This window comes from Agromyces solani, from assembly GCF_058349925.1.
Genome location: NZ_JBYRER010000002.1, coordinates 1,008,440 through 1,029,379 on the forward strand (window position 1 = coordinate 1,008,440; position 20,940 = coordinate 1,029,379).

The window sequence follows — 20,940 nt, forward strand, 5'->3', positions numbered from 1 at the left end:
TCGAGCCTCGGGTCAGCTGACCGGGCCGGTCCACTTCTCGCCGGGCCCCTGGCCGATGGCGTCGGGGATCGGCGAAGCCTCGCGGAAGGCGAGCTGCAGCGATCGCAGGCCGTCGCGCAGCGAGCGGGCGTGCATGTCGCTGATCTCGGGCGCACCCGCCGTGATCAGCCCGGCGAGGGCGTTGATGAGCTTGCGGGCCTCGTCGAGGTCGAGCTGCGAGTCGGGGTCGTCGGCGAGGCCGACCTTGACGGCCGCGGCGCTCATCAGGTGCACGGCCGTGGTCGTGATGACCTCGACGGCCGGCACGTCGGCGATGTCGCGGGTGGCGCCCTCGACCTCACCGGCAACGGCCTCGTCGTACGCGACGCGCTCGGACGCGTGATCGTCGGCGACGGAGCGCTCGGGGCCGGGGGTGGACTCGTCGAAACCCGCGTCGGCGGGCGAATTCCAGGTCACAGACATCCTCTGCTAGACTACTTCGGGCTCCGGGGCTTCTCCCCGGTACGAAAGTGGAGATTCTCCCACCCGCGCATACCGCTTCATCAAGGTTACCGGGTCGATTGCACTCCGCTTCCACGCCCCGATCGCGAGATCGGCGCGGGGGAGTAGACAGGGTGCCGTACGAGCCGCGGTGAGAATCCGCGCGAGTACGTGAGTCTCCTCCTTCGGCGCATGAAACAGCTTGAGTAGAGGAGTACACGCATCAGCGATCCGCGTACCAATGACCGTATCCGCGTTCCCGAGGTCCGCCTCGTGGGTCCTGGCGGAGAGCAGGTCGGCGTCGTGAAGATCGAGGTGGCCCTGCGGCTCGCGCAGGAGGCCGACCTCGACCTCGTCGAGGTCGCCCCGAACTCTCGTCCGCCGGTCGTCAAGATCATGGACTACGGCAAGTACAAGTACGAGGCTGCGCAGAAGGCGAAAGAGGCCCGGCGCAACCAGGCGAACACCATCCTCAAAGAGGTCCGGTTCCGCCTCAAGATCGACAAGCACGACTACGAGACCAAGATGAAGCGCGCCGTCGGCTTCCTGAAGGCCGGCGACAAGGTCAAGGCGATGATCCTCTTCCGCGGGCGCGAGCAGTCGCGTCCCGAGATGGGCGTCCGCCTCCTCCAGCGCTTCGCGGAAGACGTGGCGGAGTTCGGCACGGTCGAGCACAACCCCACGATCGACGGCCGCAACATGGTCATGGTCATCGCGCCCCTCAAGAACAAGTCCGAGGCCAAGGCCGAGGCGAATGCACAGCGTGCTGCGGCGAAGGCCCGGCCGGCGGCTGAGGCCCCGGCGGAGTCCGACTCGCAGACGGCCGAGCCGACCGAGGCGTAGGCCGAACCCCACGTCCGTCACCCGCGTGACGGCAGAACCAAGGAGAAACACGAGATGCCGAAGCAGAAGACCCACTCCGGGTCCAAGAAGCGCTTCAAGATCACCGGCACCGGCAAGGTCAAGAAGCAGCAGGCCGGTATGCGCCACAACCTCGAGGGCAAGTCCTCGGTGCGCACTCGCCGCCTGAACCAGGACAAGGTCGCCTCGGCGCCCGACACCAAGGTCATCAAGAAGCTTCTCGGCCGCTGAGCCGCGAGACCCGCTAAGGAAGAAACAGAGTCATGGCAAGAGTGAAGCGCGCTGTCAATGCGCACAAGAAGCGTCGGGTCATCCTCGAGCGCGCCGAGGGCTACCGCGGTCAGCGGTCGCGCCTCTACCGCAAGGCGAAGGAGCAGGTCACCCACTCCCTCGTCTACTCGTACAACGACCGTCGCAAGAAGAAGGGCGACTTCCGTCGCCTCTGGATCCAGCGGATCAACGCGGCCTCGCGTCAGAACGGCCTCACCTACAACCGCCTCATCCAGGGCCTCGGCCTGGCCGGCGTCGAGGTCGACCGTCGCATCCTCGCCGAGCTCGCGGTGAACGAGCCCGCCACCTTCGCGGCGCTCGTCGAGACCGCCAAGAAGGCGCTGCCCGCCGACACCTCGGCTCCGAAGACCGCCGCGTAAGCGACGACTTCTCCACGAACGGCCCGGCACCCATGTGGGTGCCGGGCCGTTCGCATGCGCGGATGCCTCGGCCGGGGCATCCCGCTGAATAGACTGGAACCATGCTCGAGAACCCCCGCTCGCCGCGCGTCCGTGCCGTCGCGAAGCTCGCCAAGAAGGCGGCGAGAGTCGAGAGCGGGCTGTTCCTGCTCGAGGGGCCGCAGGCGGTCGCCGAGGCCCTCCAGTTCCGACCCGAGCTCCTCGTCGAGCTGTACGCGACGCCGACCGCGCTCGACCGCTATCCCGAGATCGCCGAGGCGGCCGTGCTGGCCGGGCTCACCGCAGAGTACATCACCGAAGAGGTGCTCTCGGCGATGGCCGACACGGTCACCCCGCAGGGGTTCGCCGCCGTGTGCCGGCAGTTCCCGACGGCCGTGAAGGACGTCTTCGCGGCATCCCCGAAGCTCATCGCGATCCTCGAAGAGGTGCGCGACCCCGGCAACGCCGGCACGATCGTGCGCGCCGCCGACGCCGCCGGCGCGGATGCGGTCATCATGACCGGACGCGCCGTCGACCTCTACAACCCGAAGGTCGTGCGCTCCTCGACCGGGTCGATCTTCCACGTGCCGGTGGCGGTCGGCGCCGACCTCGACGACGTGCTCGCGAGGGCGCGTGCGGCCGGACTCACCGTGCTCGCCGCGGACGTCAAGGGCGAAGACCTGCTGGCGGCGCGCAACGACGGCGTGCTCGCGAAGCCGACGGCCTGGCTCTTCGGCAACGAGGCGCGTGGGCTGCCCGACGAGCAGTTGGCGCTCGCCGACCGGGTCGTCACCGTGCCGATCTACGGTCACGCCGAGTCGATGAACCTCGCCACGGCCGCGTCGGTGTGCCTCTACGAGAGCGCGTTCGCGCAGCGCAGCTGATCTTCGAGCCGGCCGCGCTGGTCACGAATCGGTAACCGCGCCGCGAATGCTCTGGTGGCGAGGTACGGAATCTCCCTAGTTTTGGGGGTATGGAACCGAGTGATCAGTCACCGCCGACGTCGAACATCAGCGCGCGGCGTGGTGAGCCGCTCGTCGTGGTCGAGCACGTCGAGAAGCACTACGGCCAGTTCCACGCCCTGAAGGACGTCTCGATGACCGTCCATCGGGGCGAGGTGGTCGTCGTCATCGGCCCCTCCGGCTCCGGCAAGTCGACGCTCTGCCGCACGATCAACCGGCTCGAGACCTTCACGACCGGCTCGATCCGCATCGACGGCGACGAACTGCCGCAGGAGGGCAAGGAGCTCGCGGCGCTCCGTGCCGACGTCGGCATGGTCTTCCAGTCGTTCAACCTGTTCTCGCACCTCACGGTGCTCGACAACGTCACGCTCGGGCCGATCAAGGTGAAGCGGCAGTCGAAGGCCGACGCCGAGCGGGCGGCGAAGGTGCTGCTCGACCGGGTCGGCGTGGGCGAGCAGGCGCAGAAGCTGCCGGCCCAGCTCTCGGGCGGGCAGCAGCAGCGCGTTGCGATCGCCCGCGCGCTGGCCATGAACCCGAAGGTCATGCTCTTCGACGAGCCGACGAGTGCGCTCGACCCCGAGATGATCAACGAGGTGCTCGACGTCATGGTCGGCCTCGCGCAAGACGGCATGACCATGATCGTCGTCACCCACGAGATGGGGTTCGCCCGCAAGGCGGCCGACCGCGTCGTCTTCATGGCCGACGGGCAGATCGTCGAAGAGGCGACACCCGACGAGTTCTTCACGAACGCGCAGAGCGCCCGCGCGAAGGACTTCCTCGCGAAGCTCATCACCCACTAGACGTCCGCGCTCCGCGCGGCGACCGTACCGGATTCGATACCAGGAGGACAAGATGCGCAGGACTACACGAATCGCCGGTGCGCTGGCGGGCATCGCGATCGCGGCGCTCGCGCTCAGTGCGTGCAACAGCGGCAGCCCGGGCGACACCGGCGACGGTGCGACCGACGACGCGGGCGGCGACGCCGCGCTGTGGGAGGTCGCGACCGACGTGCAGCTCGAGGGCAGCCCGACGTTCGACACGATGACCGACCGGGGCAAGGTCGTCATCGGCGTGAAGAACGACCAGCCCGGCCTCGGCTACGAAGACGCGGCGACCGGCGAGCGCAGTGGATTCGACATCGGCATCGCGCAGTGGATCGCGGCCTCGCTCGGCTTCGACGAGAGCCAGATCGAGTACCAGACGATCCCGTCGGCGAACCGCGAGCAGGCGCTCGTGAACGGCGACATCGACTACTACGTCGGCACCTACTCGATCACCGACAAGCGCAAGGAGCAGATCGACTTCGCCGGCCCGTACTTCATCACCGGTCAGGGCCTGCTCGTCGCCGCCGACAACGAGGACATCAACGGCCCCGACGACCTCGAGGGCAAGATCGTCTGCTCGGTGACCGGTTCGACGCCGCTGCAGCGCATCCGCGACGAGTACAACCCCGGCGACACGGTCGAGTACGACACCTACTCGCAGTGCGTCGAGCAGCTGAAGGCCGGCGCGGTCGACGCGATCACGACCGACGAGGCGATCCTCGCCGGCTACGTCGCGCAGGACCCCGACGCCCTGAAGATCGCGGGCGAGCCGTTCAGCGAGGAGCGCTACGGCGTGGGCCTCCAGAAGGGCGACGCCGCCCTGCAGGAGCACATCAACACGCTCTTCACCGAGGGCAACGACGTCTGGCAGGCGCTCTTCGACGAGAACCTCGCACCCGCGGGCATCTCGGGCGAGCAGCCCGAGGTCGACCCGGTCATGTGATCACGGTGCGGGGGCGGTGCGCCGCCCCCGCACCTCCACTCCCGAGGCCGCAGAGCGCGGCCATGCCGAGCAACGTGAAGGAGCGCGATGGGCATCATCACCGATTACCTCGATGTCTGGGGTGTGGCGCTGCTCGGCACGCTCATATTGTTCGTCGGCGGCGGTGTGGTCGCGCTCGTGCTCGGCACCGTCGTCGGGGCGATGCGCGTCTCGCCGGTGCCGATCGCCCGTTCGGTCGGTGCGGTGTATGTGAACACCATCCGCAACACGCCGCTCACGCTCGTGTTCTTCGCGTTCGCGTTCGCCCTGCCTCCGCTGTTCGGGCTCCGATTGACGACCGGCGTCTCGCTCACCCTCGCGATCTTCGCCCTCGGCATCTACACGGCCACCTACGTCGCCGAGACGATCCGCTCGGGCATCAACACCGTGCCCGTCGGTCAGGCCGAAGCTGCACGTGCGCTCGGGCTCACCTTCGGTCAGGTCATGTCGCTCGTCGTGCTGCCACAGGCGTTCCGCTCCGTGATCCCGCCGATGATGAGCGTGTTCATCGCACTCCTCAAGAACACGACGGTCGCAGCGGGCTTCAGCGTGGTCAACCTCGGCACGATTCGCGCCAACATGTCCGAAGACGGCGAGAACCAGTTCGTGGTGATCCTGTGGGTCATGGTGATCTTCGTCGTGCTCGTGCTCCTGCTCTCCTGGGCCCAGCGAGCGTTCGAGAACCGATGGAAGGTGGCGCGATGACGAGCGTCCTCTACGACGTGCCGGGTCCCCGTGCCCGCGCGCGTTACCGCCTGCTCGGCGTCATCACCGTCGTGGTGGTCGTCGGGATCATCGGATTCATCCTGTGGCGGCTGTGGGCGACCGGGCAGTTCACCGCCGAGAAGTGGTCGGCATTCACCTACACGAACGTGTGGGTGCAGATCCTGTTCGCGACCGGCCGCACGCTCGCGGCGTTCGCCACGGCAGCCGTCGGTGCGCTCATCTTCGGGCTCATCCTCGCGCTCGGCCGGCTCTCCGACCATGCATGGCTCCGTCGCCCCGTCGGGGCGGTCGTCGAGGTGCTCCGCGCGATCCCGGTGCTCGTCTTCATGTTCCTGCTGTACTACGGGCTGCCCGTCGTCGGCCTGCGGCTGGACCCCTACTGGGCGGTCGTCATCGCCCTCGTCGCCTACAACGGCTCCGTGCTCGCCGAAGTCTTCCGCGCCGGCGTCGAGTCGCTGCCGCGCGGCCAGTCCGAGGCCGGGTACGCGATCGGGCTGCGCAAGGCGGGGGTCATGCGCCTGATCCTGCTGCCGCAGGCCGTTCGCGCGATGATGCCCGTCATCATCGCCCAGCTCGTGGTGACGCTGAAGGACACCGCGCTCGGCTACATCATCACGTACCCCGAGCTGCTGTTCTATGCGCGCTACATCGGAACGCAATCGACCTATGGTTCACCGATCGTTCCCGCGACGATCGTCGTCGGCACGATCTACATCCTGCTCTGCCTGATCCTGTCCTACATCGCGTACCGGGTCGAACGCCGACTGCGTCGATCCAACAAGGTCGTCGTCACCGCCGACCTGCTCGACGAGAACATCACGACGACGCGCGCGGTCGCGGTGAAGGCCGGACTCGACTCGATCGGCGGCGGCGAAGGGACCGGCGGCGGCCTCCGGGGCTGAACGCGACGCGGCTTCGACGCGACGTCGTCACGAGACGCACGCCACCTACCGTCCCGCGTCGCCGGTAGACTCGTTGACCGTGCCAGAACCCCTCGAAATCACCGAGTCCGCGGTCCAGTCCGCGGTCGACGCGGCCCTCGCGGCCATCGCGTCGGCCGGCGACTCCGCCGCGCTGAAGACCGTTCGCACCGCGCACACCGGCGAGAAGTCGCCGCTCGCGCTCCTGAACGCCGAGCTGCGCAACGTGCCCAACGAGCAGAAGGCCGCCCTCGGCAAGCTCGTCGGCGGCGCCCGCGGCCGCGTCAACCAGGCGTTCGCCGCCCGCGAGGCCGAGATCGTCGAGGCCGAGGCGGCCGCGCAGCTCGTCGCAGAGGCCGTCGACGTCACGGCGCTGCCCTCGCGTTTCGAGGCGGGCGCGCGGCATCCCCTCACCCTCCTGCAGGACCGGGTCTGCGACGTGTTCACCGGCATGGGCTGGGAGATCGCGGAGGGCCCCGAGGTCGAGAGCGAGTGGTTCAACTTCGACGCGCTGAACTTCGACGCCGACCACCCGGCGCGCGCGATGCAGGACACGTTCTTCGTCGACCCGCCCGAGGCGCACCTCGTAATGCGCACGCACACGAGCCCCGTGCAGATCCGCTCGATGCTCGAGCGCGACCTGCCGCTCTACGTGCTCGCACCGGGGCGGGTGTACCGCACCGACGAGTTCGACGCGACCCACCTGCCCGTGTTCATGCAGTTCGAGGGCGTCGCGGTCGACAAGGGCCTCACGATGGCGCACCTCAAGGGCACGCTCGACCACTTCGTGAAGTCGATCTTCGGCGACGAGGCGAAGATCCGCCTGCGCCCGAGCTTCTTCCCGTTCACCGAGCCGAGCGCCGAGCTCGACTTCTGGCACCCCACCTTCAAGGGCGGCGCCAGGTGGATCGAGTGGGGCGGCTGCGGCATGATGCACCCCAACGTGCTGAAGGCCGCCGGCATCGATCCCGAGGTCTACACCGGCTTCGCGTTCGGCATGGGCATCGAGCGCGGCCTGATGCTCCGCAACGACGTGCAGGACATGCGCGAAATGGTCGAGGGAGACGTCCGCTTCTCCCAGCAGTTCGGAATGGTGGTCTAGAACGATGCGAGTACCTCTCAGCTGGCTCGCCGAATACGTCGAGCTCGTCCCGGGCACGACGCCCGAAGACGTGCACGCCGCCCTCGTGAAGGTCGGCCTCGAAGAAGAAGACGTCCACACGTTCGAGCTCGAGGGCCCGATCGTCGTCGGCGAGGTGCTCGAGTTCGTCGAAGAGCCGCAGTCGAACGGCAAGACCATCCGCTGGTGCCAGGTCGACGTCGGCGAGGCGAACGGCGGCGTCCGCGGCATCGTCTGCGGCGCCCGCAACTTCTTCCCGGGCGACAAGGTCGTGGTGACCCTGCCCGGCGCCGTGCTGCCCGGGCCGTTCCCGATCGCGGCGCGCAAGACCTACGGCCACGTCTCCGACGGCATGATCGCATCGGCCCGCGAACTGGGCCTAGGCGACGAGCACGACGGCATCCTCCGGCTGTCGACGCTCGGCATCGACGCGCCCGTCGGCAGCGACGCGATCGCACTGCTGGGCCTCGACGACGCGGCGATCGAGATCAACGTCACCCCCGACCGCGGCTACGCGTTCTCGATCCGCGGCGTCGCCCGCGAGTACGCCCACGCGACGGGTGCGGTCTTCCGCGATCCGGTCGACGAGACGCCGGCGACGGATGCCTCGGCCGACGGCTTCCCGGTCGTCATCGACGACCGCTCGCCGATCCGCGGCAAGATCGCCTCGAGCGCCTTCGCGACGCGGATCGTGCGCGGTGTCGATGCGTCGCGCCCGACGCCGGCGTGGATGGTCGCGCGGCTGAAGCTCGCCGGCATCCGTTCGCTGTCGGTGCTCGTCGACATCACGAACTACGTCATGCTCGAGCTCGGCCAGCCGATCCACGGCTACGACCTCGACACGCTCCGCGGCGGCATCGTCGTGCGTCGCGCCGAGGCGGGGGAGCGGTTCACGACCCTCGACGGCAAGGAGCGCACGCTCCACGCCGAGGACATCGTGGTGACCGACGACCGCGGGCCGATCGGCCTGGCCGGCGTCATGGGCGGTGCCGAGACCGAGATGAGCGACACGACGCAGAACGTCCTCATCGAGGCGGCGGTCTGGGACCCGGTCTCGATCGCCCGCACGGCGCGGCGCCACAAGCTGCCGAGCGAGGCCGCGAAGCGCTACGAGCGCGGCATCGACCCGACGATCGGGGCCGTCGCGGTCGCACGCGTCGCGCAGCTGATGGTCGACCTCGCGGGCGGCATCGCCGACGCGGGCGGTTCGCTCATCCAGACCACGCCCGATCGCGCGGCGATCGAGCTGCCCGACGGCTTCGTCTCGCGCGTCATCGGCGTCGAGTACACGAACGACGAAGTGCACGACGCGCTCGCCGAGATCGGCGGCGTGCTCACCCGCACCGAGGGCGGTTTCTCGGTCGTGCCGCCCGCATGGCGTCCCGACCTCACGGGCCGCGAGGAGCTCGCCGAAGAGGTCGCCCGACTGGTCGGCTACCACCGCATCCCCTCGGTGCTGCCGGTCGCCCCTCCCGGACGCGGGCTCACCCGTTCGCAGCGGCTCCGCCGCCAGACCGCCGATGCGCTCGCCGCGGCCGGATCGGTCGAGGTGCTCACGTTCCCGTTCGCGACGGCCGAAGACAACGCAACCTTCGGCAGCGTCGACGGCTCGCCGGTGGCCTCGGTCCGCCTCGCGAACGCGCTCGACCAGTCGACGCCGTTCCTGCGCCGGTCGCTCCTGCCCGGGCTCATCGCCGCGGCGAGGCGCAACCGTTCGCGCGGGCTGATCGATCTCGACCTCTTCGAGATCGGCCTCGTCTTCCTGCCCGAGCCGGGCCGCGCCTACGGCGTGGCCGAGCTGCCGATCGGCGACGCCAAGCCGAGTGACGAGACTCTCGCGGCGCTCGACGCGGGCATCCCGCCGCAGCCGCGTCACCTCGGCGTGCTGCTCGTGGGCGACCGGGTCGCGAAGCAGCCCGGTGTCGCCGCCGAGCCCTACGGGCTCGCCGATGCGCTCGACGCCGCCCGGCGGGTGGCACTCGCGACGGGCGCCGATCTCGAGGTCGTGCAGGGCTCGCACCACGCGTTCCACCCCGGTCGCACCGCCGAGCTCCGGGTGGGCGGCCGCCCCGTCGGCTTCGCGGGCGAGCTGCTGCCGGCACTCGCCGAGGCGAACGACCTGCCCCGCGTGGTCGCGGTCGCCGAGCTCGATCTCGACGCGGTGATCGCGGCCGCCGACCCGGCGGTCGAAGCGACCCCGATCGGCACGCTGCCGGCGGCGACGCAGGATCTCTCGCTCGTCGTGGGCGCCGAGGTGTCGGCCGCCGAGGTCGCCGCGGCCGTCCGCGAGGGCGCCGGCGAGCTCCTCGAGCACCTCGCGCTCGTCGACGACTACCGCGGCCAGGGCGTGCCCGAAGGCTCGAAGAGCCTCACGTTCGCGCTGCGCTTCCGCGCCGCCGATCGTACGCTCACGGCGGCCGAGGCCAGCGAGGCGAAGCTGGCCGGCGCGGCCCTCGCGGGTGAGCGCACCGGGGCCGCGATCCGCGACTGACGGCGTGGCGCGCGACGGTCCGCCGTCGCGACGTCCGCACGGTGGAGGGCCGGGAAGCTCGAGGCTTCCCGGCCCTTCGCCGGTCTCCGCACCCGCGAGCACGACGGCTCATGCGGCGCGGCGGACGACGTTCGTCGGAGGCTCGGGCCGCTCGGGGACGACATCGGGCGTCACTCGGTTTGCGAGCGGCGGCGGCGCGTCGCTAGGGTCGAACCATGTCCATCATCCGGTTCGCCGCCGCACGCCACGAGCGTGTCGAGATCGTGCGCAGCCGACGCCGTGGCGGGCGCCGAATCTCGGCGACCCCTGCGACGGCCTAGCGGGCTGTCGCGGGGCGTCGCCGGAACATCGCCCCGACCGCACAGACCCTTAAGGTGGATTCCATGACGTACTCCGTCGCCGTCTCCGGCGCGTCCGGCTATGCCGGGGGAGAGATCCTGCGCCTCCTGGCCGATCATCCCGAGCTCCAGGTCCGCACCGTGACCGCCCATTCGAACGCCGGCCAGCCGCTCGCCGCGGTGCAGCCGCACCTGCGCACCTACACGCACCTGACGCTGAAGGAGACGACGGCGGAGACCCTCGCCGGCCACGACGTCGTCTTCCTCGCCCTGCCGCACGGCGCATCGGGGGCGATCGCCGCTGAGCTGTCGCCCGAGACGCTCGTGGTCGACTGCGGTGCCGACCACCGGCTCGAGTCGGCCGCGGATTGGGCCGAGTTCTACGGCGGCGACTTCCACGGGGCGTGGGAGTACGGCGTGCCCGAGCTGCCGCGCCTCAGCGGCACGCAGCGCGACCGGCTCGCGAAGGCGAAGCGCATCGCCGCACCCGGATGCAATGCCTCGACGGTCGCGCTCTCGCTCGCACCCGGCATCCGCGCGGGCGTCATCGAGGACCGCGACCTCGTCTCGGTACTCGCCGTCGGACCGTCGGGCGCAGGCAAGAGCCTGAAGGCGCACCTCCTCGCCGCCGAGATCCTCGGCTCGGCGAACCCGTACTCGGTGGGCGGCGTGCACCGGCACATCCCCGAGGTGCAGCAGGCGCTGCGCTGGGCGGGCGCGGCCGAGCCGACGCTCTCGTTCACCCCGGTGATCGTGCCGATGTCGCGCGGCATCCTCGCGACCTCGACGGCCCGCATCATGCCCGGCACGGATGCCTCGGCGGTCCGCGCCGCCTGGGAGGACGCCTACGCGGGGGAGCGGTTCGTGCAGCTCCTCCCCGAGGGCCAGTTCCCGCGCACGGCCGACGTGCTCGGAGCGAACACGGCACTCATGGGCCTCGCGATCGACGAGCGCGCGGGTCGCGTCGTCGTCGTCACCGCCGTCGACAACCTCGTCAAGGGCACCGCGGGTGCCGCCATCCAGTCGGCGAACCTCGCGCTCGGCCTCACCGAGTCGACCGGCCTGCCCGTGAACGGAGTCGCCCCGTGACCGTCACCGCCCCCTCGGGGTTCGAAGCCGCCGGCATCGCCGCCGGCATCAAGCGCACCGGTGCGCTCGACCTGGCCCTCGTCGTCAATCGCGGACCGTCGCAGCAGGCGGCGGTCGTGTTCACCTCGAACCGCGCGCAGGCCAACCCGATCATCTGGTCGAAGGAGGTCGCGAAGGACGGCGTCGTCTCGGCGATCGTGCTGAACTCGGGCGGCGCGAACTGCTTCACGGGCCCCGAGGGGTTCCAGGTCACGCACCGCACCGCGGAGGCGGCGGCCTCGGCGCTCGGCGTCTCGGCCGGCGACGTGCTGGTCTGCTCGACCGGGCTCATCGGCGACCAGCTCGACGGTGAGATCCTCGAAGAGGGCGTGCTGAGCGCCGCGAACCGGCTCTCAGCCGATGCGGCCTCCGGTGACGACGCGGCACGCGCCATCATGACGACCGACACGAAGCCGAAGACCGTCGTGGTCGACGGCGACGGCTGGCGCATCGGCGGCATGGCGAAGGGCGCGGGCATGCTCGCCCCGGGCCTCGCCACGATGCTCGTCGTCATCACGACCGACGCCGACCTCGAGGCATCCGCGCTCGACCGCGCACTGCGGCAGTCGACCCGGGTGAGCTTCGACCGGCTCGACTCCGACGGCTGCATGTCGACCAACGACCAGGTGACCCTGCTCGCGAGCGGCGCGTCGGGCGTCGTGCCCGACGAGGCCGCGTTCACCGAGGCCCTCACGACGGCCTGCCTCGACCTCGCGGCCCAGCTCCAGGCCGACGCAGAGGGTGCGAGCCACGACATCACGATCGAGGTCCGCGGCGCCGTCACCGAGGACGATGCGGTCGAGGTCGGCCGTTCGGTCGCGCGAAACAACCTGTTCAAGGCCGCGATCTTCGGCAACGACCCGAACTGGGGTCGCGTGCTCGCCGCGATCGGCACGACCCGCGCGCCGTTCGACCCCTACCTGGTCGACGTGTCGATGAACGGAGTGCGGGTCTGCCACGCCGGCCGGCCCGACCGGCCCCGCGACGAGGTCGACCTGGCCCCGCGCGCGACGCACGTCCTCATCGAGCTGCACGCCGGCGAGGCATCCGCGACGATCCTGACGAACGACCTCACGCACGACTACGTGCACGAGAACAGCGCGTACGCGAGTTGATGATGGGCGAGTACGACGAAGCGGATGCCTCCGGCGAGGCCGGAGAAGCGGCCCAGGCCGCCGAGAAGGCACGGGTGCTCATCGAGTCGCTGCCGTGGCTGAAGCGCTTCCACGGCGAGACCATCGTCGTGAAGTTCGGGGGCAACGCCATGGTGAGCCCCGAGCTCCAGCGGGCGTTCGCCGAGGACATGGTGTACCTCCGCTACGCCGGGATCAAGCCCGTCGTCGTGCACGGAGGCGGGCCGCAGATCTCGTCGATGCTCGAGCGCCTCGGCATCGAGAGCGAGTTCCGCGGCGGCTACCGGGTGACGACGCCGGAGGCGATGGACGTCGTGCGGATGGTGCTGTCGGGCCAGGTCAACCGCGAGCTCGTCTCGCTCATCAACGAGCACGGGCCGCTCGCGGCGGGGCTCTCCGGCGAGGACGCCGGCCTGTTCACGGGGCGCCGACGCGGCGCCGTCGTCGACGGCGTCGAGGTCGACCTCGGGCTCGTCGGCGACGTGGTCGCGGTCGACCCCGAGGCGGTCGCGGCCCAGCTCCACGCCGGCCGCATCCCGGTCGTCTCCTCCATCGCACCCGACGGCGACTCGCCCGGTCAGCCGCTCAACGTGAACGCCGACTCGGCGGCGGCCGCGCTGGCCGTGGCCCTCGGCGCGGCGAAGCTCGTCATCCTCACGGATGTCGCCGGGCTCTACCGCGACTGGCCGAACCGCGACTCGCTCGTCTCGGTCATCGACGTGCCCGAGCTCGAGTCGCTGCTGCCGTCGCTCGAGTCCGGCATGATCCCGAAGATGCGGGCGTGCCTCGAGGCCGTCGAGGGAGGGGTGGCGAAGGCCGCGATCATCGACGGCCGCGTGCCGCACTCGATCCTGCTCGAGGTCTTCACCCCGCAGGGCATCGGCACCGAGGTCGTGCCGGCCGGAGGTGCCTCATGACCGAATGGCAGCAGCGCTTCGACACCCGCATCATGCGGTCGATCGGCATGCCGCTCGCGAAGCTCGAACACGGCGAGGGCTGCTGGGTGTGGGACGACACCGGGAAGCGGTACCTCGACTTCCTCGCCGGCATCGCGGTCAACTCGCTCGGCCACGCGCATCCCGTGTTCGTCGAGGCGGTCTCGGCGCAGGCGGCGAAGCTCGCGCACGTGTCGAACTACTTCACGACCGAGCCCGCGCTCGAGCTCGCCGAGCGCATCACGAGGCTCGCGGGCACGGGCGACGAGGGCCGGGCGTGGTTCGGCAACTCAGGTGCCGAGGCGAACGAGGCCGCGTTCAAGCTCGCGCGCCTCAACAACTCGGGCGGCGCGCGGACGCGCGTGCTCGCGCTCGTCGACGGCTTCCACGGCCGGACCATGGGCTCGCTCGCGCTCACCGGCAAGCCGCACATGCGCGACCCGTTCGAGCCGCTGCCCGGCGGCGTCGAGCACATCCCGGCGACCTTCGAGGCGCTCGAGGCCGCGCTCGACGATGCCGTCTCGGCGCTCATCCTCGAGCCGATCCAGGGCGAGGCGGGCGTCGTCGAGTTGCCGCCGGGATTCCTCGAAGCGGCACGCGAACTCACCCATCGCCACGGGGCGCTGCTCATCGTCGACGAGATCCAGACCGGCGCCGGCCGCACCGGGGCCTGGTTCGGGTTCCAGCACGCCGGCATCGCGCCGGATGCGATCACGGTCGCGAAGGGCATCGGCGGCGGCATCCCGATCGGCGGGCTCGTCACCTTCGGTCGTGCCTCCTCGCTGTTCACGAAGGGACAGCACGGGTCGACGTTCGGCGGCAACCCGCTCGCGACCGCGGTCGCGAACGCGGTGCTCGGCGAGATCGAGCGCGCCGACCTCGTCGGCAACGCCGCCCGGCGCGGCGCCCAGCTCCGCGACCGCATCCTCGGGCTCGGCTCGCCGCTCGTCACCGGAGTCCGGGGGCGTGGCCTCCTCGTGGGCGTGGCCCTCGACGAGCCCGTCGCGGGGCGCCTCGTCGCCGCCGCGATGGACGAGGGGCTCATCGTCAACGCGGCCAATGATTCCACCATCCGGATCGCCCCGCCGCTCATCGTCGGCGACGCCGAACTCGACGAGTTCGACGCCCGCTTCGGCCGCGCGCTCGAACGCGTCGCCGCCCGCTGACCTCTTCCTGCTCCTCCGAACCGAACGGACCGCATGACCCGCCACTTCCTCCGCGACGACGACCTCACGCCCGCCGAGCAAGCCGAGGTGCTCGACCTCGCCGCACGGCTCAAGGCCGACCGTTACGCCGCACGCCCGCTCGAGGGCCCGCAGACCGTCGCCGTCGTGTTCGACAAGACCTCGACCCGTACGAGGGTCTCGTTCTCCGTCGGCATCGCGGACCTGGGCGGCGTGCCGCTCGTGATCAACTCGAGCGAGAGCCAGCTCGGCGGCAAGGAGTCGGTCTCCGACACCGCGCGCGTGCTCGAGCGCATGGTCGCCGCGATCGTCTGGCGGACCTTCTCCCATGCGGGTCTCGAAGAGATGGCCGAGGGCACGACCGTTCCGGTCGTCAACGCACTGAGCGACGACTTCCACCCGTGCCAGCTGCTCGCCGACCTGCAGACGATCCGCGAGCGGAAGGGCGGGCTCGCCGGCCTCACGCTGTCGTACTTCGGCGACGGGGCCAACAACATGGCCCACTCGTACCTGCTCGCCGGGGCGACCGCCGGCATGCACGTCCGGATCGCCGCACCGGCGGCGTACGTTCCGCGGGCCGACATCGTCGCCGACGCCCGTCGCATCGCCGAGAGCACCGGTGGTTCCGTGCTCGTGACCGACGACGCGGTCGAGGCCGCCCGGGGCGCGGACGTCGTCGTCACCGACACCTGGGTGTCGATGGGGCAGGAGGCCGAGAAGGCCGAACGCCTCGCCACCTTCGGCGACTACCGCGTGACCGATGCGCTCATGGCCGAGGCCGACGCCGACGCGATCTTCATGCACTGCCTGCCGGCCTATCGCGGCGTGGAGGTGGATGCCGCGGTCATCGACGGCCCGCAATCGGTCGTCTGGGACGAAGCGGAGAACCGCCTGCACGCGCAGAAGGCGCTGCTCACCTGGCTCCTCGACCGGAAGGACGCATGATGACCGAGCACGGCACCAACGAGGGATCGCTCTGGGGCGCCCGTTTCGCGACGGGCCCGTCGCCCGAGCTCGCCCGGCTCTCGAAGTCGACGCACTTCGACTGGCAGCTCGCGGGCTACGACCTCGCGGGCTCGCGGGCCCACGCCCGCGCGCTCGCCGCGGCCGGCTACCTCGACGGCGCCGAGCTGTCGACGATGCTCGCCGGGCTCGACACGCTCGAGGCCAGGGTGCTGTCGGGCGAGCTCGCGGCGGCCGAGGGCGATGAGGACGTGCACGGCGCGCTCGAGGCCGCCCTCATCGACGTCGTCGGCCCCGAGCTCGGCGGAAAGCTGCGCGCCGGCCGCAGTCGCAACGACCAGATCGCGACGCTCGTGCGCCTGTACCTGAAGGACCACGCGGCGACGATCGGGCAGCAGCTCGTCCACCTCATCGACGCGCTCGCCGCGCAGGCCGACGCGCACCGCGATGCGATCATGCCCGGCCGCACCCACCTCCAGCACGCGCAGCCGGTGCTGCTCGCGCATCACCTGCTCGCCCACGCGTGGGCGCTCTCGCGCGACCTCGAGCGGCTCGTCGACTGGACGAAGCGCGCCGACGTCTCACCGTACGGCGGGGGAGCGCTCGCCGGATCGACGCTCGGCCTCGACGCCGCGGCGGTCGCCCGCGACCTCGGGCTCGCCGCGCCCGCCGAGAACTCGATCGACGGCACCGCGAGCCGCGACGTCGTCGCGGAGTTCGCGTTCGTCACCGCGATGATCGGCATCGACCTTTCGCGCATCTCCGAGGAGATCATCCTCTGGAACACGCGCGAGTTCGGCTTCGTCACCCTCGACGACGGGTTCTCGACGGGCTCGTCGATCATGCCGCAGAAGAAGAACCCCGACATCGCCGAACTCGCCCGAGGCAAGTCCGGCCGGCTGATCGGCAACCTCACGGGCCTGCTCGCCACGCTCAAGGCGCTGCCGCTCGCCTACAACCGCGACCTGCAGGAGGACAAGGAGCCCGTCTTCGACTCCGTCGAGACGCTCGAGGTGCTCCTGCCGGCGTTCACGGGCATGGTCGCGACGCTCACCTTCCACACCGACCGCATGGCCCAGCTCGCGCCCGCCGGGTTCTCGCTCGCCACCGACGTCGCCGAGTGGCTCGTGAAGCGGCACGTGCCCTTCCGCGACGCCCACGAGATCACGGGTGCGCTCGTGCGCTACGCCGAGCAGCAGGGGATCGACCTCGACGCCGTCGACGATGCCGCGCTCGCGGCGATCTCGCCGCACCTCACGCCGGACGTGCGGGGGGTGCTGACGATCGAGGGGTCGGTCGCGAGCCGCGACGGCATCGGCGGCACCGCACCGGATCGCGTCGCCGAGCAGTTCGCCAGGCTCGCCGAGCGGGTTCGGCAGCTGATGGCGGGACTGCCCGAGGCGTCGAACTGACCGAGCTCATCACGCCCGACCGGGCGTACTTCGAGCAGGATCCGGTGCAACTCGCGCCGCTCTTGCTCGGGGCGGTGCTCTCGTACCGTGCACCCGACGGCGATGTCGCGATCAGGCTGTCCGAGGTCGAGGCCTACCGCGGTGTCGGAGAGGATCCCGGCTCGCACGCGTTCCGCGGGCGCACGCCGCGCAACGCCGTGATGTTCGGGGAACCGGGGCATCTCTACGCGTACTTCAGCTACGGCATGCACGTCTGCCTCAACATCGTCGTTCGGCCGGCGGGCATGTCCTCGGCCGTGCTGCTGCGTGGCGCCACCGTCGTGGCCGGCCTCGACCACGCCCGCCGACGACGACCCGGCGTGAGCGATCGCGATCTCGCCCGCGGCCCCGGGCGGCTCGCGAAGGCGCTCGGCGTTCCCCTCGAGGCGGACGGCAGCGACCTGCTCGCGGCACCGTTCGGCCTGCGCGTCCCGGAGCGGCCGCTCCACGCCGCGAACGGTCCGCGCACCGGGGTGAACGGCGTGGGCGGCGGCAGCGCCTATCCCTGGCGCTACTGGCTGCCCGGCGACGAGGGCGTTTCGCCGTATCGCCGGCACGCGGGCGCCGTCGACCCGACCGCCTGACGCGTACGGCGGCGGCGGCGGCGTGCGCCTCAGCTGATCGCCAGGTGCACGACGAGCGCCGCGGCGCACGCCCAGATGAGGCTCGCGAAGGTGCCGATGATGAACCGCTCGCGGGCCTCGGGCGCCTCGAGCTCGGTGAAGCGGCCGACGCCCTTCACGGCGACGACGATCGCGAGCGCCTCGGGGAATCCGGCGATGATCGCCCCCGCGGACGCGATCCGCTCGAGCACGCCGATCGTGAGGCCGCCGCGCAGCACCTCGCGACGTCGCTCGACCGGCTGTACGCCGGGGGCGGCGTTCGGGTCGATGCGTCGGTCGGTGACGATGATGCCGCCGTGGAGACCCGGCGCCACCGCGCCGCCCATCGCGAGCTCGAGCGCCGTGCCGGCAGCCGCGCTGCCGCCGAAGACCGCGGTCGCGAGCCCGAGCACGACGACGATCGGCGCGAGCCCGAACGGTGCGGTCGCCGTCGTGGTCGCGGCGGCGGCGAGGGCGATGCCGAGGGTGCCGGTCGCGAACCAGACGTAGGCGCGACGGGGCTTCAGCGACGCGAGCACCGAGAGCACCGTGGCCGCGGCCAGCGAGATGAGCAGGGCCGACCAGGTGATCGTGTCGGCGATGACGATGAGGTTCATGCGCGGGCTTCCGTCGAGGCATCCAGATGCTCAAGCAGCCTAGCGAGCGCCGGGGCCGCGTCGAGCTCCGCCCGGATGTTGCCCGATTTCATGCGCGAGCTGATCGCGGGCGCGCTCACGCCGAGTTCATCCGCGATGTCGGTCTGGCGCGCGCCGGCGACGATGCGGTCGTAGACCTCCCACCCCTGGTCGGACCGCCGTTCGCGCAGCAGCAGGGCCAGGGTGAGGAGTGCCTCGACATCCGCGGCGGTGGGCCCGCTCGTCACCTCGCCGCCGGCCTCGACGGCGATTCGCGGAGCGCTCTTCTTCGCACGCTCGACCGCGTCGCGGGCGGCGAAGAACGCCTCGCCGCTGGCCTCCCGGATGTCGTCCGGCAACGGCTCGCGCACCGGACCGCAGCCGATGCCGACGCTCCAGCCGCCGTCGCGGGTGAGGTCGAAGACGACGTCGACGACGGTGCGGCCGTCGCGGGTGATGAGCTGGATCTCGTCGCCGGCATTGCGGGCGACGGGCAGCAGCAGGGCGTCGCCGTGGGCGCGCTGGATGCGATCTCGTGCGGATCCGGCGAGATCGGCCCTCGTCCGGCTGGCGACCTGGTCGGCGGTGACGACGATCATCTCGGCTCCTTCACCTTGGATCCTTCAGTCGATATGAGATAAGTATACAGCCCTAATCAAGTATTCCTTAGTGATGCAGCCTGATTCGACCCGCTGATACTCTGGCGGGGTGTCAGACCCCGTGATCCTCTCCACCCAGCAGAACGACGCCTCCTTCGAAGACGTCTGGGAGGAACTCGTCTGGCGCGGCCACGTGCACGTGTCGACCGACCGGGCCGCGCTGAAAGAGCTCCTCGCGGGCGAGCCGATCACGTATTACTGCGGGTTCGACCCGACGGCGCCGAGCCTGCACCTCGGCAACCTCGTCCAGCTCATCGTGATGCGGCGACTCCAGCTGGCCGGCCACCGGCCGCTCGGCCTCGTCGGCGGCTCGACGGGCCTCATCGGCGACCCGCGCCCGACCGCCGAGCGCACGCTCAACACGAAGGAGACCGTCGCCGAATGGGTCGGCCGCCTGCAGGGGCAGGTCTCACGGTTCCTCTCCGCCGAGGGCGAGAACCCCGTGCGGCTCGTGAACAACCTCGACTGGACGGCCGGCCTCAGCGCGATCGACTTCCTGCGCGACGTCGGCAAGCACTACCGCGTCGGCACGATGCTCAAGAAGGACGCGGTCGCCTCGCGGCTGAACTCCGACGCCGGCATCAGCTACACCGAGTTCAGCTACCAGCTCCTGCAGGGCTACGACTACCTCGAGCTGTTCCGCCAGTACGGCTGCGTCCTGCAGTCAGGCGGCAGCGACCAGTGGGGCAACCTCACGAGCGGGACCGACCTCATCCACCGCGTCGAAGGTCGCAGCGTGCACGCGATCGGCACGCCGCTCGTGACGAACGCCGACGGCACCAAGTTCGGCAAGAGCGAGGGCAACGCGATCTGGCTCGACGCCGAGATGTGCAGCCCCTACCGCTTCTACCAGTTCTGGCTCAACACCGACGACGCCGACGTGATCGCGCGCCTCAAGGTGTTCTCGTTCCTCAGCCGCGCCCGCATCGAGGAGCTCGAGGCGGCGGTCGAGAACGAGCCCTTCCGGCGCGAGGCCCAGCGCGTGCTCGCCTCCGAGGTCACGACCCTGGTGCACGGTGCGGATGCCACGGCCGCGGTCATCGCGGCGTCGCAGGCGCTGTTCGGCCAGGGCGACCTGGCCTCGCTCGACGAGGCGACGCTCGAGTCGGCGCTCCGCGAACTGCCCAACACGACGACCTCGCCCGACGCGCCGATCGCGCAGGTGCTCGCCGACACCGGGCTCGTCGCGAGTGCGAGCGAGGGCCGACGCGCGATCGCGCAGGGCGGAGTCTCGCTCGACAACGTGCGCGTCGACGACGAGAAGGCGACCCTCGCGGACTTCGTCGCACCGGGAGCGATGGCGGTGCTCCGCCGAGGCAAGAAGACCCTCGCCGGCGTCTTCGTCGAGTGACTCGTCGAAGGTCGGCCCACGGCCCCGCATCGCGAAGGCGATGCGGGGCCGTTCCGCGTTCGGGGGGCGGTGCGGAATCGGGATCCGGCTCCGGGGGCGATCGGGGCCCGGAACCGCGGAAACAAGCGCGACACGCCCGGGATGCACGGCCGAGTTGCGCGAGTGCCGGCTTCTCCGTAAAGTATTCATTCGTTGCCCCACAGGAGCGGAGAGCGGGAAGGCCGAGAGGCCACGCAGATCCTCCTCAAGCGGCACGAAGATTCCAAGCCCCGAAGATGTCTTTTCATCGGCTTGAAGCATTCGGATGCGTCCCATGGGATGACCGGATGGAAACAACGAACAAAGCCCCGAATAATCGATCCCGATCGGATCGTGAAGCGGGTGCGTCCGTTCCTTGAGAACTCAACAGCGTGCACTATGTTCAATGCCAATTTTTTGAACCCCGACCGGCCTTTTGGTTGGTGGGATTCCTTTGATTGATGGACAATTTGATTTTCGAGTCAGTTGTTTCTCTGTCAGTGATTTGA

The 20,940-nt window shown here is 70.4% G+C and carries 21 protein-coding genes; 18 read left to right on the plus strand and 3 right to left on the minus strand.

Annotated features, from left to right (window positions below; all coding sequences use genetic code 11):
• Nucleotides 1–12: 12 nt before the first annotated feature.
• Nucleotides 13–456: a DUF1844 domain-containing protein gene (locus AC3RJ7_RS12380; RefSeq protein ID WP_491456127.1), complete on the minus strand. Its 444-nt coding sequence runs from the start codon at nucleotides 454–456 to the stop codon at nucleotides 13–15.
• A 246-nt stretch (nucleotides 457–702) separates the two neighbouring features.
• Between AC3RJ7_RS12380 and infC the strand changes: the two genes are divergently transcribed.
• The 17 genes from infC to AC3RJ7_RS12465 all read left to right on the plus strand — a co-directional run bounded on the left by infC (nucleotide 703) and on the right by AC3RJ7_RS12465 (nucleotide 17,750).
• A complete protein-coding gene (gene infC, locus AC3RJ7_RS12385; RefSeq protein ID WP_231432349.1) occupies nucleotides 703–1,323 on the plus strand; it encodes a translation initiation factor IF-3 in 621 nt (206 codons plus the stop codon).
• Between the two features lie 54 nt (nucleotides 1,324–1,377).
• On the plus strand, nucleotides 1,378–1,572 hold the full coding sequence (rpmI, locus tag AC3RJ7_RS12390) for a 50S ribosomal protein L35 (RefSeq protein ID WP_491456128.1): 195 nt from the start codon (nucleotides 1,378–1,380) through the stop codon (nucleotides 1,570–1,572).
• 32 nt (nucleotides 1,573–1,604) lie between these two features.
• A complete protein-coding gene (gene rplT / locus AC3RJ7_RS12395) occupies nucleotides 1,605–1,991 on the plus strand; it encodes a 50S ribosomal protein L20 (RefSeq protein ID WP_231431287.1) in 387 nt (128 codons plus the stop codon).
• 101 nt (nucleotides 1,992–2,092) lie between these two features.
• On the plus strand, nucleotides 2,093–2,893 hold the full coding sequence (locus tag AC3RJ7_RS12400; RefSeq protein ID WP_491456129.1) for a TrmH family RNA methyltransferase: 801 nt from the start codon (nucleotides 2,093–2,095) through the stop codon (nucleotides 2,891–2,893).
• Nucleotides 2,894–2,982: 89 nt separating this feature from the next.
• Nucleotides 2,983–3,771: an amino acid ABC transporter ATP-binding protein gene (locus AC3RJ7_RS12405; protein ID WP_491456130.1), complete on the plus strand. Its 789-nt coding sequence runs from the start codon at nucleotides 2,983–2,985 to the stop codon at nucleotides 3,769–3,771.
• A gap of 52 nt (nucleotides 3,772–3,823) precedes the next feature.
• Nucleotides 3,824–4,738, plus strand: coding sequence for a glutamate ABC transporter substrate-binding protein (locus AC3RJ7_RS12410; protein ID WP_491456131.1), 915 nt, complete (start codon nucleotides 3,824–3,826; stop codon nucleotides 4,736–4,738).
• An 87-nt stretch (nucleotides 4,739–4,825) separates the two neighbouring features.
• A complete protein-coding gene (locus AC3RJ7_RS12415; RefSeq protein ID WP_491456132.1) occupies nucleotides 4,826–5,482 on the plus strand; it encodes an amino acid ABC transporter permease in 657 nt (218 codons plus the stop codon).
• Nucleotides 5,479–6,405 carry an amino acid ABC transporter permease gene (locus tag AC3RJ7_RS12420; RefSeq protein ID WP_491456133.1) on the plus strand — a complete coding sequence of 309 codons (927 nt, stop codon included), beginning with the start codon at nucleotides 5,479–5,481 and terminating at the stop codon, nucleotides 6,403–6,405. The genes AC3RJ7_RS12415 and AC3RJ7_RS12420 overlap by 4 nt, the downstream gene beginning before the upstream one ends.
• 79 nt (nucleotides 6,406–6,484) lie before the next feature.
• Nucleotides 6,485–7,525, plus strand: coding sequence for a phenylalanine--tRNA ligase subunit alpha (gene pheS, locus AC3RJ7_RS12425; protein ID WP_491456134.1), 1,041 nt, complete (start codon nucleotides 6,485–6,487; stop codon nucleotides 7,523–7,525).
• A gap of 4 nt (nucleotides 7,526–7,529) precedes the next feature.
• A complete protein-coding gene (gene pheT / locus AC3RJ7_RS12430) occupies nucleotides 7,530–10,034 on the plus strand; it encodes a phenylalanine--tRNA ligase subunit beta (RefSeq protein WP_491456135.1) in 2,505 nt (834 codons plus the stop codon).
• A 383-nt stretch (nucleotides 10,035–10,417) separates the two neighbouring features.
• Nucleotides 10,418–11,461: an N-acetyl-gamma-glutamyl-phosphate reductase gene (gene argC / locus AC3RJ7_RS12435; protein WP_491456136.1), complete on the plus strand. Its 1,044-nt coding sequence runs from the start codon at nucleotides 10,418–10,420 to the stop codon at nucleotides 11,459–11,461.
• A complete protein-coding gene (argJ, locus tag AC3RJ7_RS12440; RefSeq protein WP_491456137.1) occupies nucleotides 11,458–12,615 on the plus strand; it encodes a bifunctional glutamate N-acetyltransferase/amino-acid acetyltransferase ArgJ in 1,158 nt (385 codons plus the stop codon). The genes argC and argJ overlap by 4 nt, the downstream gene beginning before the upstream one ends.
• Nucleotides 12,616–12,617: 2 nt before the next feature.
• Nucleotides 12,618–13,550 (plus strand): acetylglutamate kinase, encoded by a 933-nt coding sequence (gene argB / locus AC3RJ7_RS12445; RefSeq protein ID WP_491456177.1) that lies wholly within the window; start codon nucleotides 12,618–12,620, stop codon nucleotides 13,548–13,550.
• The gene (locus tag AC3RJ7_RS12450) at nucleotides 13,547–14,734 is read left to right on the plus strand and encodes an acetylornithine transaminase (protein WP_491456138.1); all 1,188 of its coding nucleotides are present in this window, start codon (nucleotides 13,547–13,549) and stop codon (nucleotides 14,732–14,734) included. The genes argB and AC3RJ7_RS12450 overlap by 4 nt, the downstream gene beginning before the upstream one ends.
• A gap of 33 nt (nucleotides 14,735–14,767) precedes the next feature.
• On the plus strand, nucleotides 14,768–15,697 hold the full coding sequence (gene argF / locus AC3RJ7_RS12455) for an ornithine carbamoyltransferase (protein ID WP_491456139.1): 930 nt from the start codon (nucleotides 14,768–14,770) through the stop codon (nucleotides 15,695–15,697).
• Nucleotides 15,694–17,127 (plus strand): argininosuccinate lyase, encoded by a 1,434-nt coding sequence (gene argH, locus AC3RJ7_RS12460; protein WP_491456140.1) that lies wholly within the window; start codon nucleotides 15,694–15,696, stop codon nucleotides 17,125–17,127. The genes argF and argH overlap by 4 nt, the downstream gene beginning before the upstream one ends.
• A 44-nt stretch (nucleotides 17,128–17,171) precedes the next feature.
• Complete coding sequence (locus AC3RJ7_RS12465) at nucleotides 17,172–17,750, plus strand: DNA-3-methyladenine glycosylase (RefSeq protein WP_491456141.1); 579 nt, start codon at nucleotides 17,172–17,174, stop codon at nucleotides 17,748–17,750.
• A 29-nt stretch (nucleotides 17,751–17,779) separates the two neighbouring features.
• Here AC3RJ7_RS12465 and AC3RJ7_RS12470 read toward each other — a convergent pair whose 3' ends face one another.
• Nucleotides 17,780–18,385 (minus strand): hypothetical protein, encoded by a 606-nt coding sequence (locus AC3RJ7_RS12470; protein WP_491456142.1) that lies wholly within the window; start codon nucleotides 18,383–18,385, stop codon nucleotides 17,780–17,782.
• The gene (locus AC3RJ7_RS12475; RefSeq protein ID WP_491456143.1) at nucleotides 18,382–19,002 is read right to left on the minus strand and encodes a DNA-binding protein; all 621 of its coding nucleotides are present in this window, start codon (nucleotides 19,000–19,002) and stop codon (nucleotides 18,382–18,384) included. The genes AC3RJ7_RS12470 and AC3RJ7_RS12475 overlap by 4 nt, the downstream gene beginning before the upstream one ends.
• A 109-nt stretch (nucleotides 19,003–19,111) precedes the next feature.
• Here AC3RJ7_RS12475 and tyrS point away from each other — a divergent pair, with 109 nt between their 5' ends.
• A complete protein-coding gene (gene tyrS / locus AC3RJ7_RS12480; protein WP_491456144.1) occupies nucleotides 19,112–20,413 on the plus strand; it encodes a tyrosine--tRNA ligase in 1,302 nt (433 codons plus the stop codon).
• Nucleotides 20,414–20,940 lie beyond the last annotated feature (527 nt).